General features: G+C 70.9%; 10 protein-coding genes. 1 reads left to right on the forward strand and 9 read right to left on the reverse strand.

Features of this window, described 5'->3' with window-relative positions:
* Nucleotides 1-18 precede the first annotated feature (18 nt).
* The 9 genes from ACTJI8_RS15035 to ACTJI8_RS15075 all read right to left on the reverse strand — a co-directional run bounded on the left by ACTJI8_RS15035 (nt 19) and on the right by ACTJI8_RS15075 (nt 12623).
* Nucleotides 19-1521, reverse strand: coding sequence for a CoA-acylating methylmalonate-semialdehyde dehydrogenase (locus ACTJI8_RS15035; protein ID WP_440734226.1), 1503 nt, complete (start codon nt 1519-1521; stop codon nt 19-21).
* A 303-nt stretch (nt 1522-1824) separates the two neighbouring features.
* Nucleotides 1825-3375 (reverse strand): hypothetical protein, encoded by a 1551-nt coding sequence (locus ACTJI8_RS15040; protein WP_440734227.1) that lies wholly within the window; start codon nt 3373-3375, stop codon nt 1825-1827.
* A 95-nt stretch (nt 3376-3470) separates the two neighbouring features.
* A complete protein-coding gene (locus tag ACTJI8_RS15045) occupies nt 3471-4427 on the reverse strand; it encodes an aldose 1-epimerase family protein (protein ID WP_440734228.1) in 957 nt (318 codons plus the stop codon).
* Nucleotides 4428-4429: 2 nt separating this feature from the next.
* Nucleotides 4430-5947, reverse strand: coding sequence for an L-arabinose isomerase (gene araA / locus ACTJI8_RS15050; RefSeq protein WP_440734431.1), 1518 nt, complete (start codon nt 5945-5947; stop codon nt 4430-4432).
* A 98-nt stretch (nt 5948-6045) separates the two neighbouring features.
* Nucleotides 6046-7641, reverse strand: coding sequence for a xylulokinase (locus tag ACTJI8_RS15055; protein WP_440734229.1), 1596 nt, complete (start codon nt 7639-7641; stop codon nt 6046-6048).
* On the reverse strand, nt 7638-8360 hold the full coding sequence (locus tag ACTJI8_RS15060) for an L-ribulose-5-phosphate 4-epimerase (protein WP_440734230.1): 723 nt from the start codon (nt 8358-8360) through the stop codon (nt 7638-7640). Before ACTJI8_RS15060 ends, ACTJI8_RS15055 begins: the two co-directional genes overlap by 4 nt.
* Before the next feature lie 440 nt (nt 8361-8800).
* On the reverse strand, nt 8801-9751 hold the full coding sequence (locus tag ACTJI8_RS15065; RefSeq protein ID WP_440734231.1) for a hypothetical protein: 951 nt from the start codon (nt 9749-9751) through the stop codon (nt 8801-8803).
* Nucleotides 9752-10014: 263 nt separating this feature from the next.
* Complete coding sequence (locus tag ACTJI8_RS15070) at nt 10015-11067, reverse strand: LacI family DNA-binding transcriptional regulator (protein WP_440734232.1); 1053 nt, start codon at nt 11065-11067, stop codon at nt 10015-10017.
* A 308-nt stretch (nt 11068-11375) separates the two neighbouring features.
* Complete coding sequence (locus ACTJI8_RS15075; protein ID WP_440734233.1) at nt 11376-12623, reverse strand: FAD-binding protein; 1248 nt, start codon at nt 12621-12623, stop codon at nt 11376-11378.
* Nucleotides 12624-12702: 79 nt separating this feature from the next.
* Between ACTJI8_RS15075 and ACTJI8_RS15080 the strand changes: the two genes are divergently transcribed.
* Entirely contained in the window at nt 12703-13749 is a 1047-nt protein-coding gene (locus tag ACTJI8_RS15080) for a LacI family DNA-binding transcriptional regulator (protein ID WP_440734234.1), read from the forward strand.
* Nucleotides 13750-13858: the final 109 nt, after the last annotated feature.

Raw genomic sequence — 13858 nt, forward strand, 5'->3', positions numbered from 1 at the left:
CTCAACGACCAGAAAGGATCAGTGCATCGTGGGGATGACGAAGCTGGCGCCTTCGCGGACGCCGGCGGCGGGCCAGCGGCTCGTCACGGTCTTGGTCTTCGTGTAGAAGCGGAAGGCGTCGGCACCGTGCTGGTTGAGGTCGCCGAAGCCGCTGCGCTTCCATCCACCGAAGGTGAAGTAGGCGATCGGCACGGGGATCGGCACGTTCACGCCGACCATGCCGACGTTCACCCGGGCCACGAAGTCGCGAGCCGCGTCGCCGTCGCGGGTGAAGATGCCCACGCCGTTGCCGAACTCGTGCTCGGACGCCATCCGCAGGGCCTCCTCGTAGTCCGCCGCGCGGGCGATCACGAGCACCGGTCCGAAGATCTCCTCCCGGTAGATCGACATGTCCGTCGTGACGCGGTCGAACAGCGTCGGGCCGAGGTAGAACCCCTCCTCGTGACCGTCCACGGCGAAGCCCCGCCCGTCGGCGAGCAGCTCGGCACCGGCATCGATGCCCTGCTGGATGTAGTCGGTCACGCGCTCGACCGCGGCGCGGTTCACGAGCGGGCCGTAGTCCATGCCGGGCTCGAGCGAGGGGCCAACCTTGAGCGCGGCCACGCGCTCGGCGAGCTTCGCGGCGAGCGCGTCCGCAGTCTCCTCCCCGACCGGCACCGCGACCGAGATCGCCATGCAGCGCTCCCCCGCCGAGCCGTAGCCGGCGCCGATGAGGGCGTCGGCGGCCTGGTCCAGGTCGGCGTCGGGCATGACCACGAGGTGGTTCTTCGCCCCGCCGAAACACTGTGCGCGCTTGCCGTGCGCGTTCGCGGTCGTGTAGATGTACTCCGCGATCGGGGTGGATCCGACGAAGCCGATCGCGCGCACCCGCTCGTCGGTGAGCAGCACGTCGACGGCCTCCTTGTCGCCGTGCACGACGTTGAGGATCCCCGCCGGCAGGCCCGCCTTCAGGAACAGTTCGGCGATCCGGACGGGCACCGAGGGGTCGCGTTCGCTGGGCTTGAGGATAAACGCGTTGCCGGCGGCGATCGCCGGGCCCATCTGCCAGAGCGGGATCATCGCGGGGAAGTTGAACGGGGTGATACCGGCGACCACGCCGAGCGGCTGGCGCAGCGAGTACACGTCGATACCGGTGCCGACGCCGGTGGAGTACTCCCCCTTGAGCAGGTGCGGAGCGCCGACGCAGAACTCGATCACCTCGACGCCGCGCTGGATGTCGCCCTTGGCATCGTCCAGCGTCTTGCCGTGCTCGCTGGAGAGCAGGGCGGCCAGGTCGTCCATCTCATCGCGGATCAGCTCGAGGAAGCGCATGAGCACACGTGCTCTCTTCTGCGGGTTGGTCTCCGCCCACGCGGGCTGAGCGGCCTCGGCGTTCGCGATCGCCGCACGCACCTCGTCCGCGCTCGCGAGCGGAACCCGCGCCTGCACGGCACCGGTCGAGGGATCGAAGACCTCCCCCCAGCGTCCCGAGTTGCCGGGGACTTCGGATCCTCCGATGAAGTGAGTGATGTCGCGGATCATCGTGTGCTCCTGGTTCTGCGTCGTCGTCGACGCTGGATCCAGATTACATGGTCACCCATGCAGTTAGGAGGGCTCCCATGTAATTCATCGACACCTGCCGCCGAGTTCACCTGCCGGTCACCTTCGGCACGTACAACGGATCGTGCGCGGGCCGCAGACGCTGACCGGATCGGGTGCTCGTCTCCCCGCGCCACGGGATGCGCCCGGCATTTCCTGCCCGGGCGCCCACGCGGTCACGAACCGCAGAACCCCCGCCGAATCGGGTCGGCGGGGGTTCCCTCGTGTGCGGGTGGAGTCAGTCGCTCATTGCTCCCAGGTGACCTGAGGATCGGCCTTTCCGAAGTCCACCGTCGGGGTGTCCAGGGTCCCGCCGAACGTGACGGTGTACGTCTGGCCGTCACTGCCCTGCAGACTCATGTCGACGCTGATGTAGTCGTATGCAGAGACGACCGTCGGCGTGGATCCACCGCTCTCCGGCTCCAGGGCATCGAGCTTCGCACTGCCGTCCGCAGTGAGCGTGCGGGTGACCGTGCCCTCCACCGGGCTCGCGCCGGAGAGGTCGATCGCGGTGATGTCCATGCCGCACGGCGTCGCCAGCGTCTTCATGGCCACGCACGCCTCGACGGCCGTGCGCACGAGCGAACGGAACTCGGTGACGCCGGCATCGTTGAGCTTCGTGTGCACGTCGTACAACGCCGAGGCGTCATCGGACGACGCGATGGCGAAGGTCGAGTCGCCATCGATCGAGAAGTACTTCGAGTCCATCGCGATCTCGTAAGTGCCGGGGAAGACATATGCGTTGCTGATCTCGGCCGTGGGAACGCCGTTGAATGTCGCGTCCAGGCCGCGCAGGCTGTCCAGCGAGATCGGCGTCACGCCGTTCGCGATCTTCCAGGTGTCCTTGTCCTTGTACACCTCGTACGTCGTCGACACGGTGCGCCCGCCCACCTCGAACGTCGCCGGGACCGTGGCGGCGTACTTGCTCTCGCCGCCCTTCTGCACCGAGATGTGGCTGAGGCCACCGAGCTTGTCGGAGGCCTTCAGCACCGAGTCGGTGAGCAGCTTCTTGTCGGGGACGCTCTCGAGATAGCCGAGCGCGGCCTTCGCGTCACTCTTGGAGACGGCCGTCAGGTACGCCTTCACCGTGTCTGCCGCCGTCACCGAGGAGCGGGTGAGAGCCGGCACCACGAGCAGGGCGACGACCAGGATCGCGATGATGAGCACGGCGACACCGCCACCGATCAGGCCCCAGAGCAAGCCCTTCGACGACTTCTTCGGCGGCTGCGCACCGCCGGCCTGGCCCGGGTAGGGCTGACCGGGCTGGGCACCGTAGGACTGGCCGGCGTAGGGCTGGCCAGGCTGGCCTGGCTGGCCTGGATAGGGCTGGGCCGGGTACTGCTGGCCCGGCTGGCTGGGATACGGCTGGCCCGGCTGCGCACCGTACGGCTGGCCGGGGTATGCCTGCCCGGGCTGCGCCCCGTACGGCTGCGCGGGCTGACCGGGATACGGCTGTCCGGGTTGTGCACCATAGGGCTGGCCTGGCTGCCCCGCGTACGGCTGATCCGGCTGCGCGCCGTACGGCTGGCCCGGCTGCCCCGCGTACGGCTGATCCGGCTGCGTGCCGTACGGCGGGCCCTGCTCCGCTCCCGACTGTGCCGGCGCGGGCTGGCCGGGTGGCGGGAAGGCCTGTTCCGGTGCGGGATGCGACTGTCCCGGAGCGACCGGAGGCACGGATGCGGTGTCCACCGTCTCGCCATCTGCCGGCGCCGCCGGCGGTGGCGGAGTCGGATCCTGCGACCCGGTTCCGAAATCGAGCTCATGTCCGCCCTGCGGCGGTTCCCCCTCTGTGGCCATGGGTTCAGACTAGCGAGCGGCCCGACCCAGATCGATGGGCAGAACTGCCCCGCTCGGTGAACTCCGGCGCCGCGCACGTCGCGACGACGTGTCGGCTACAGCGCGTGGATCCGCCAGCTCACGGCATGCGCCGCACCGGGTTCCAGCACCACGAGGCCGGCACCGGAGTTGAACGCATCGGGCGCGCAGGTCATCGGCTCGACCGCGAGTCCGCGCCGGTGCGTGGCGTGATCGTCCGGGGTGTCCGCGGTGTGGATCTGCACCCACGGGCAGGCCGCATCCCAGGTGAGGGCGACGCCGCGCTCACCGGCGCGCAGCTCGACCGTCGTGGATCCGCCCGTCTGCGACAGCGCCGTGAACGCGTGATCGATGAACGTGGCCCCGATCCGGCGCGGTGTGCGGAAGTCCCAGTCCGGGTACGCCTCGACCGATTCCAGGGCGACCGGACTGAGCCGATCCGGTGTGACGGTGAGCACCGCCGCGGCGGGCAGCAGCAGGGTCCAGCCGTCGACGGGCGGCACAGCGGATCCCGTTCCTCCCGCGGCATCCGCGATCGGGGCCGGCTCCGCCACCAGATACGGGTGCGGACCGGTCCCCCACGGCGCCGCGTCGACGCCGAGGTTGCGCCCGGTCACGGTCTGCGTGAGCCCGTCGGCGCCGAGGCGGTACTCCACCTCGACCTCGACGCGGAACGGATAGCCCGTCTGGGGTTCGATGGTCGTGGCCAGCACGACGCGATCCTGATCCACGGTCCGATCGGCGAACTCGCTCCACGCGACCAGCCCGTGCAGCGCCTGGCCGCGCTCCGGCTCGGTGAGGGGCAGCCGGTGCTCGACCCCTCCGAAGGAGTACCGTCCGTCGACGATGCGGTTCGGCCATGGCGCCAGCGTCGCGCCGCGGTACCCTGGCCGCACCTCGTCGGCGTCGAACGGCACGACGAGATCACGCCCCTCGAACCGCAGCGCGCGCAGGGTCGCCCCGACGGACGCGATGTCGGCCTCGTAGCCGTGCGCCGCGATGCGCAGCTGCCGGCCGGAGCGAGGCTCCGCCACGGTCACAGCCCCTGGGCGAGGCGGTAGTACGCCTGGTTCCAGCGCACCTGTTTCTGGAACTCGCCCAGAGTGGTGCTCTCGTCGATCACGAGAAGCTCGACCTCCGCCATCTCGGCGAAGTCGCGGAACGCCTCGATGCCCACGGCCGTGGACATCACGGTGTGGTGCGCGGCACCAGCGGTCAGCCACGCAGCCGCCGAGGTCGTGAAGTCGGGCTGCGGCTTCCACACGGCGCGGCCGACGGGTAGCTTCGGCAGCGCGGCGCGCGGCGCGACGTTCTCGACGACGTTGGCGGTGAGGCGGAACCGGTCGCGCATGTCGCTGAGGGCGACGACGACCGCGGATCCGGGATCCGCGGTGAAGACCAGGCGCACCGGGTCCTCCTTGCCGCCGATGCCGAGCGGGTGGATCTCGAGCGTGGGCTTGCGCGTGGTGAGCGAGGGCGAGACCTCCAGCATGTGCGCACCGAGGATGAGCTCGTCGCCGGGGGTCAGATCGTAGGTGTAGTCCTCCATGAGGCTTGCCCCGCCGGGCAGGCCGGCGCCCATGACGTTCGCGATGCGGACGAGCACGGCCGTCTTCCAGTCGCCCTCCGCGCCGAAGCCGTACCCCTCGGCCATGAGCCGCTGCACGGCGAGCCCCGGGAGCTGCTTCAATGCACCGAGGTCCTCGAACGAGGTGGTGAAGGCGCTGAATCCGCCCTCCTCCAGGAACGCGCGCAGACCAAGCTCGATCGCCGCGCCGTCGCGCAGCGACTGGTGCCGCTCCCCTCCCCGCCTCAGCTCGGGGACGACCTCGTACAGCTCCTCGTACTCGGCGACGAGCGCGTCGATGTCGGTCTCGGCCGCCGCGGCGACGGCTTCGGTGAGCTCGTTCACGCCCCAGGTGTTCACCTGCACGCCGAAGCACAGCTCGGCCTCGGTCTTGTCCCCCTCCGTCACCGCGACGAAGCGCATGTTGTCGCCGAAGCGGGCGAGCTTGAGGTCGCGGCTCGCGGCGAGACCGGCCGCGGCGCGCTGCCAGGTGCCCAGCTCGCGCTGCACGCGCGGATCGGACGCGTGCCCGACGATCGTCTTGCGCGGCACACCGAGCCGGGTCTGGATGTATCCGAACTCGCGGTCGCCGTGCGCGGCCTGATTCAGGTTCATGAAGTCGAAGTCGATGTCGGCCCAGGGCAGCTCGACATTGGCCTGCGTGTGCAGGTGCGCGAGCGGCTTCTGCAGCGCGTCGAGGCCCGCGATCCACATCTTCGCGGGGCTGAAGGTGTGCATCCAGGCGATCAGGCCGATGACCTTCTCATCGGCATTGGCCTCGAGCGCGGTGCGCTTGATGGCGGCCGCGTCGGTGAGCACCGGCTTCCACACGATCCGCACCGGCACGTCGCCGGCCTCGTCGAGGATCCGCGCGATCTGCTGCGACTGCTCGGCGACCTGCGCGAGAGTCTCGGGGCCGTACAGATGCTGGCTGCCGGTGAGGAACCAGACCTCGTAGCCGTCGAGTGAGGTGGTGAGTTTCGGCATCATTGGCCTTTCTGTGTGCCGGTCGTTGAGCGAGGAGCGAAGCGACGAGACGAAACGCGGTTTCCGCGGGAGGCTGCGTTTCGTCTCGCTCCGCTCGCTCAACGACCCGATGGAAGGGAGTTCACGGCGGCGGCCTCGATGGCGAGGCCGGCGCGGTAGCGGTCGAGGTAGGCGGCGAATCCGGCGACGTCGTCAGGATCCGGATCCGCCACGGCGATGTCCGCCGAGGCGAACACCTGCCGGTCGAGGTAGTCGCCCAGGCTCCGTTCGCCCGCGTGCGCGAGGTACGACGCGAGGACCGCGATCCCCCACGCTCCGCCTTCGGACGCCGCCTCGCCCACCGCGACGGGCGCGCCCAGGGCACCGGCGAGGAAGCGCTGCGCCACGCCCGCGGTGCGGAACATTCCGCCATGGGCATACATCCGATCGAGCTGCACGCCCTCCGCGGCGAGGGTCTGCATGCCCAACGCGAGCGTGCCGAACACGCCGTAGAGCTGGGCGCGCATGAAATTCGCCAGGGTGAAGGCGCTGTCGGGGGTGCGCACGAGAAGCGGTCGTCCCTCAGTGAGTCCGGCGATCGGCTCCCCCGCGAGGTGGTTGTAGGCGAGCAGTCCGCCCGCGTCGGCCTCACCCGCGAGTGCCTCGCGGAACAGCGCCTCGAAGGCGGTGTCGTCGCTCACGGGCGCGCCGGCCGCGATGGCGAAGCGAGTGAACAGCCCCGCCCAGGCGGCGAGCTCGCTCGCGCCGTTGTTGCAGTGCACCATGGCGACGGCGTCGCCGGCCGGGGTCGTGACGAGGTCGATCTCGTGGTGCAGACCTTCGAGCGGTCGTTCGAGGACGACCATCGCGAAGATGCTCGTTCCCGCGCTGACGTTGCCGGAGCGCGGGGTGACCGCGTTCGTGGCGACCATGCCGGTGCCGGCGTCGCCCTCAGGCGGGCAGAGCGGGACGCCGGCCGCGAGGAATCCGGACGGATCCAACAGCAGCGCGCCCTCGGCGGTGAGCGCGCCGGCGTCGGCGCCGGCGGGCAGCACCGCGGGGAGCAGTGCGGTCAGGGGTGCGGGAAGCCGGCCCGCGGCGAGCGCGTCGTAGGACGCGACCATGGCCGCGTCGTAGTAGCCGGTCGCGGAGTCGATCGGGAACATGCCCGAGGCGTCGCCGACGCCCAGCGCCCGGCGGCCGGTCAGGCGCTCGTGCACGTACCCGGCGAGGGTGTTCACGCTCGCGATCCGAGGCACGTGCTCCTCGCCGTCGAGGACGGCCTGGTGCAGGTGCGCGATCGACCAGCGCAGCGGGATGTTCACGCCCAACAGCTCCGTGAGCTCCGCCGCCGCGACCGCGGTGCTGGTGTTGCGCCAGGTGCGGAACGGCACGAGCAGCTCGCCCTCGGCGTCGAAGGCCAGGTAGCCGTGCATCATGGCGGAGATGCCGATGGCTCCGACCGTCGTCGGCCGCACGCCGTAGCGGTCGTGCACGTCGGCGACGAGCGTCGCGTAGGCCTCCTGGAGGCCCGCCCAGACCTCGTCGAGGCCGTAGGTCCACAGCCCGTCCTCGAGACGGTTCTCCCAGGATGAGGATCCGCTCGCGAGCACGACCGCCGGATCGGATCCGATCAGGCACGCCTTGATGCGCGTGGATCCCAGTTCGATGCCGAGGCTCGTGCGGCCGGCGAGGATGTCGTCGCGCGCGCTCATCGGCGAGCGTCCGTGTTCTGCCCGTAGACGTTCTGGTACCGGTTGTAGAGGCTGTCGATCGCCTCCTGCGGGATCGGGATGAGCGGCCCCGCCTCGCGGGCGAGGTGCACCGTGCGCGCCACGTCCTCGACCATGACGGCGGCCTTGACCGCGTCCTTCGCGTCCACGCCGATCGTGAACGGTCCGTGGTTCTGCATGAGCACCGCACGACTGCGGTGCCCACGCAGAGTCTGAACGATCCCGCGGCCGATCGAGTCGTCGCCGATGATCGCGAACGGGCCCACCGGGATCGGCCCGCCGAACTCGTCGGCCATCGCCGTGATCACGCAGGGGATCTCCTCACCGCGCGCCGCCCAGGCCACGGCGTAGTCGGAGTGGGTGTGCACGACGCCGCCGATCTCGGGCATGTTCCGGTAGACGTACGCGTGCGCGGCGGTGTCGCTCGACGGGCTGCGGTCGCTGCCCGGGCTGCCCGGAATCGCCGTGCCGTCGAGGTCGCAGAGGATCATGTTCTCCGGAGCGAGGTCGTCGTAGCCGACGCCGGAGGGCTTGATCACGAACAGGTCGCCGCTGCCGTCTTCCGAGAGCCGGACCCGGCCGGAGATGTTGCCGCCGGTCCAGACCACAAGGCCGTAGCGCACGAGCTCGGCGTGCAGCCGGGCCACATCGGCGCGGACGACGTCGATCGCCTGCTCGACGTCGGGGGCGAAGATGGCCATTCGGATCCTCTCGGGTGGCGCCCGGAGTTCCTGGGCTACTGTGACCGGTCACGGCAAGTCTGACATCCCTGCGCTCGGTCCGTCAAGGGCCGCCGGGACCGGGCTCGTTGCACGCTCTCGGAACGACGCGATCCCCTGGCGGTCGCACTCCTGCAGTTCAGGTCGCACTCCTGCTCCCCAGGTCGCACTCCTGCTGCTCAGTTCGCACTCCTGCTCCCCAGGTCGCACTCCTGCAGTTCAGGTCGCACTTTCGGCTCTATCGAGGCCCTCCAAGCCGCAGAAACTGCGACCTGAACGATGGAAGTGCGACCTGAGTGGGGAACGTGAGCCGGCGCAGACGCCGAAGCGGACGCCGGGAGCCGGCGCCCGTTCGAACCCGGGCGCACACGCCGACACCGCGGCCGGGGGCGCACACGCCGAAGCCGTCGCCGGGCTCGGAGTCAGAAGCCGAGCGCGCGCCGTATGCGGCCGAGCAGCTCAGGCGGATCCGCAATGAGCTCCGCCGTGACCTCGATCACCGTCCACCCGGCCGCGCGAAGTCGTGCCAGCCGCTCCACGTCCGCGCCCCAGCTGTTCGCGTGCACCCTCCCCAGGTATTCGATCGCCACCTTCCGCTCCGGGTAGACCATGTCGACGCAGCCCAAGAACGTCGAGCCGTCGAACAGATCGACGTTCAGCAGCGGCTCGGGCAGCCCTGCGGCGACGATCAGGCAGCGAAGCTCAGACTCCCGCGGCGACCAGGAGTCCTCTCGGATCCACTCGATCGCCTCGCGCAGCATCGGAGCCCCGAGGCGTCGTCCCGCACCGATGTCGGCGCGGAGCTGAGCGACGGTCGCCAGCGGCGGCTTCCCCGCATGCGGACGCCCCACACCGGGCCGCCACATCCGGCAGAAGCAGTCGCCCAGTGCCACCAGCGCGGAGAACGGCAGGTGCCCCATCTGCGTCCAGGTCGAGGCGGGAGACGCGACGGGAATCCCAAGATCGGTGAGCACGCGAACGAGTCTCGGATCCCCGCGATGGCGCTCGACGCCCACCGCCCGCACGAGCGGCCCCTCGCCGAGGGTGCTCACGTGCACGCCGACGACGCGATCGTCACGGACGATCGGCAGCGGGCCGCCCCACAGCGCCGCAGCCGTCTCGTGGCTGAAGTACTGACCAGGCCGCAGCCGCGGTGCGTACGCCAGCGCCTGCTCGACGCGGATCCGTCGTTGTGCGGCGAAAGGATCCTCGCCACGGTCCGGCACGTCGGTGGAGCGGCGAGTGCGCAGGCCGGAGTACGGCCGGAGCAGGTCGGAGCCGCGCAGCCGTCCGGCCCGCACTCCGAGGGCCCGGGCCTCGCCGACAGCGAACGAGGAGCCGAGTGCATCAGGGAGCGGTTGGGAGCGAGACACTCCCCCACCGTGTCAGGATCGTCGCCCGGCGTCGAAGGTTATCCACAGGCCCTGTTGGGCGCGGCGACCGCCGTGCTGACTGTCGGATGCTTCAGGTCGCGCTCCTGCTGCTCAGGTCGCACTTTCGGCTCTATCCGGATCCCCGAGGCCGCAGAAATTGCGACCTGAATATCCGGCGGACAAAATCCGCGACCTGAGCGAACGGGGCCGTCCGCAGATCGAGGGCACTCAGGCCGACGGCGGAACCACCGACTCGAGGGCGCTCAGGCCGAGGGCGGAACCACCGAGTCGCGGGCGACCAGGACGGGGGCGATCGGATCCGTCGAGCCGGATACCGCGGACGCCGGCGCGCCCGACGCCCCCGCGCTGCCGGCACCGGGAGCACCGGATCCGCTTTGCGCGATCACCTGCGCGACCGCACGCCGCGCGAGCTCCTCGAAGTCCTGTCGCACGGTCGTGAGCGGCGGCCAGGCGTACGCCGCTTCGGGCACGTCGTCGAACCCGACGATGCTGAGCTGCGCCGGAACGTCCACTCCCGCCGCGCGCAGGCCGCCGATCAGGCCGAGCGCCATCTGGTCGTTCGCGGCGAAGACCGCGGTCGCGCCGGAGGCGATCACGGCCGCCGCGGCCTCATGGCCCGAGCGCGGGCTCCAGTCACCCGCGAAGACCGCGCCGGCGGGCAGACCGCGCGCCGCGAGCTCCTCGGCGAAGCCGGCGGCCCGCGCCTCGGCCTCGAGCCAGTCCGCCGGGCCGGCGAGGTGTGCGATCCGCTCGTGTCCGGCGTCGGCGAGGGTCGCCACGGCGAGGCGCGCGCCCGCCCGCTGATCGACCGAGAAGTCGGCCCGCTCGGCGGCGTGCAGGATCACGACGGGGGTCCCGATGCGCAGCGCGTCGAGCACGTCGAGCGTGCGCGCATGCGGCGCGAACACGATCATCCCGTCCACCGACTGCGCGCGCAGGTGCTCGATCGCGTCGCGGACGGAGGCCTCGTCGCCGGAATCGGCGAACGCCGCGGTGATCCAGTACCCGGCCTCGCGCGCTGACGCCTCGATCGCCGCCATGCTCCGCGAGGGGCCGTATTGCAGGGCATCCGAGGCGAGGACGCCGATCGTGCGCGTGCGGTGCGTGCCGAGCGCCCGCGCGGCGTTGTTCATGCGGTAGCCGAGCTCCTCCATCGCCGCCACGACGCGGGCGTGCGTGTCGGGTGCGACGTCCGGATGATCGTTGAGCACGCGCGACACGGTCTGCCGCGAGACGCCCGCGAGCGCAGCGACCTCTCGCACTCCGGCGGCGCGCTGCGGCTTCGACTCACTCACGCCTGAGAGTGTACGGGCCCGGCGCCGACCGCCGACGACGAGGCCGGCACGCGGCGTCACGGATCCAACGTGAGGAGGAACCCTTCCCAGCGAACCGCTTCAGGTCGCGATCCTCGCGTTCAGGTCGCAGTTTCTGCTCCATCGAGGGGCTCCACGCAGCAGAAAGTGCGACTTGAACGCGGCGCCCGAACGCCCGGCGCACGCACCTGGTCCGCGGGCACGGTCCGAGCACGCGAACGCCCGAGCCGACGCCGGAGCGCCGGCGCCCGAACGCCTGGCACCGAACCGCAGCCAGACTCGTCCCGGCACTACAGCCCGAGCCGCTCCAGGTACGCGTTGCGGAATCGGCCTGCCGGATCCATCCGACTCGCGAGCGCCGCGAAGTCCGCCCAGCGGGCGTAGCGGCGGCGGATCTCCGCCGGTTCGAGCGTGGCGAGCTTGCCCCAGTGCGGACGGGCGGTGTCGGGCAGCGCCGCCTCGATCACCGGCAGCAGCGCCTCGACCGCGGGCTGGTCCCGGCGCCAGGTGAAGTGCAGACCCACCGCGCCCTCGCCGTACGACGAACTCAGCCACAGGTCGTCGGCGGCGACCGTGCGGATCTCGTTCACGAGCAGCAGCGGTGCGATCCGGTCGGCGAGCGCGCGGATCGCCTCGATGGCACGCACGGCGTCGCGCCGCGGCACCAGGTACTCGCTCTGCAGCTCCTCGCCCGCCGAGGGTGTGAACGCCAGCTGGAAATGAGGCAGCCGTTCGTGCCAGGGTCCGGGCTCGCCGAGCTGCGGAGTGCAGGCCTCGGCCGCGACGCCGAGGATCGGGTGCCGCTGCACAACCGCCGGAGTGGTTCCGAGCTGAGCGAGCAGTTCTTCGTCGAGAGCGACGCCGCCGACCCGGTTCTTCACCCAGAGCTGGTCGGCACGGTCGCGGTCGGTCCAGCGGCTGAACAGGCTGACGCTCGTGCCCAGCGCGGTGACCCGGTCGAAGTCGGCCAGCACGGCGTCCCACGCCGGCCCCTCGTGCACGGTCTGCGCCACGTCGTACGCCGGCTCCACCTCCAGTTCGAGCTCGACGATCACACCGAGCGCGCCGAGCGACACGACCGCTCCATCGAAGTCCGCGTCCCCCCGGCGCAGAGTGCGCTCACCGTCCGGGCCTGCGAACGTGAGCGCCCGCACAGCCGTGGCGAGGGATCCGGTCGCATCGCCCGACCCGTGCGTCCCGGTGGAGACGGCGCCGGCGACCGAGATGTGCGGCAACGAAGCGAGGTTCGCCAGCGCCAGCCCGCGGCGCTGCAGTTCGGCCCCGAGGTCGCCATAGCGGATACCGCCCGGCACACGCACGGCATCGGGCGCCGTCTGCTGCACCTCGGCGGGCATCGCGGAGAGGTCGATGAGCGTGCCCGCGGTGTCGGCGATCGCGTTGAAGCTGTGCCGGGATCCGAGCGGGCGCAGCGGACCCGCGGTCGCGAGCGCATCGTGCAGTTCGTCGCGGTTGCGCGGACGGGCGATCCCCGCCGCGCCGTAGTGCAGGTTGCCGGCCCAGTTCGTCCCGATGCTCATCGCCACATCATAGAACCCGCTTACATCGATAGAACGATGGCGGATCCGCAACTCGAATGCGCGGGCATAGGCTGAGCGCATGGCAGGGGGCACGCGCGCGACGATGCGGGACGTCGCATCACTGGCCGGCGTCTCGGCGAAGACGGTATCGAACGTGGTCACCGGCACGGTCTTCGTGCGCGAGGACACGCGCGAGCGCGTCGAAGACGCGATGCGCAAGCTCGACTTCGTGCCCAACCTGAGCGCCCGGAGCCTGCGCAACGGCCGCTCCGGGGTCATCGCCCTCGCCCTCCCCTACCTCGCGACGTCGTTCTCCGCTGAACTGCTCGACCACATCGTCCAGGCCGCCCGGCTGAAGGGCTTCGCTGTGCAGGTCGAGCAGACCGGATCCGAACCGCGCCGCGAACGCGAACTTCTCTCGCGCGCCCGTGCGCACCTCGTCGACGGGCTGATCCTGAACCCCATCCGGCTCGAGGACAGTGCCCTCACCGACGAGGACCGGCAGTTGCCGGTCGTCCTGATCGGCGAGGTCGAGCACCAGCTCGTCGACCACGTGGGGATCGACAGCGTCACCGGGGCTGCGGAGCTGACGCGGCACGTGATCGCCCGTGGCGCGCGCCGGATCGCCGTCGTCGGCGGCGACGACCAGCACGCGATCGCGACCGCCACTAGCCGGCTCCGCCTGCAGGGGGTGCGCCAGGCGCTCGCGGAGGCCGGGCTCCCCGCGGACCCGCGCCTGACGGCGAACCATTCGGACTGGACGATGAGCGGGGGCGCGTCCGCGATGACCGAGCTGCTCGATCGCGGCGTGCCGTTCGACGCCGTCCTGGCTTTCACCGACTCACTCGCCGCCGGCGCACTGCATGTCTTGCACAACCGCGGCATCCGAGTCCCGGAGGACGTGCTCGTCACGGGCTTCGACGACGTGGAGCTCGCCCGCTTCACCGATCCCGCCCTGTCCACGGTGCAGATCGACCGGGCCGCCTTCGCCGCGGCCGCGGTCGACCTGCTCGCCGAGCGGATCGCGGATCCGACCGGAACCCCGCGCACGATCACTGTGCCGCACCGGCTCATCGTGCGCGAGAGCACCGGCGCCGCTCCGGCCGGCTGGACCGCAGGGCGCTGACCGCGCTCCCGGGCGGGACTGGACGACGACTCCGTGACCGGTCTCAGAAGCCTCTTGCGCACTCCATTTCATCGATGTAATGATGTCGGCATCCCCCGATCGTCCACGA

It is taken from the genome of Microbacterium sp. 22303, assembly GCF_052045265.1.
Lineage (GTDB): Bacteria > Actinomycetota > Actinomycetes > Actinomycetales > Microbacteriaceae > Microbacterium.

Bases quoted from the DNA above. Each gene is read 5' to 3' on its own strand.
- ACTJI8_RS15035 (WP_440734226.1), bottom strand. From the start codon at position 1,521: ATGATCCGCGACATCACTCACTTCATCGGAGGATCCGAAGTCCCCGGC.
- ACTJI8_RS15040 (WP_440734227.1), bottom strand. From the start codon at position 3,375: ATGGCCACAGAGGGGGAACCGCCGCAGGGCGGACATGAGCTCGATTTC.
- araA (WP_440734431.1), bottom strand. From the start codon at position 5,947: ATGCCGAAACTCACCACCTCACTCGACGGCTACGAGGTCTGGTTCCTC.
- ACTJI8_RS15055 (WP_440734229.1), bottom strand. From the start codon at position 7,641: ATGAGCGCGCGCGACGACATCCTCGCCGGCCGCACGAGCCTCGGCATC.
- ACTJI8_RS15060 (WP_440734230.1), bottom strand. From the start codon at position 8,360: ATGGCCATCTTCGCCCCCGACGTCGAGCAGGCGATCGACGTCGTCCGC.
- ACTJI8_RS15075 (WP_440734233.1), bottom strand. From the start codon at position 12,623: ATGAGCATCGGGACGAACTGGGCCGGCAACCTGCACTACGGCGCGGCG.
- ACTJI8_RS15080 (WP_440734234.1), top strand. From the start codon at position 12,703: ATGGCAGGGGGCACGCGCGCGACGATGCGGGACGTCGCATCACTGGCC.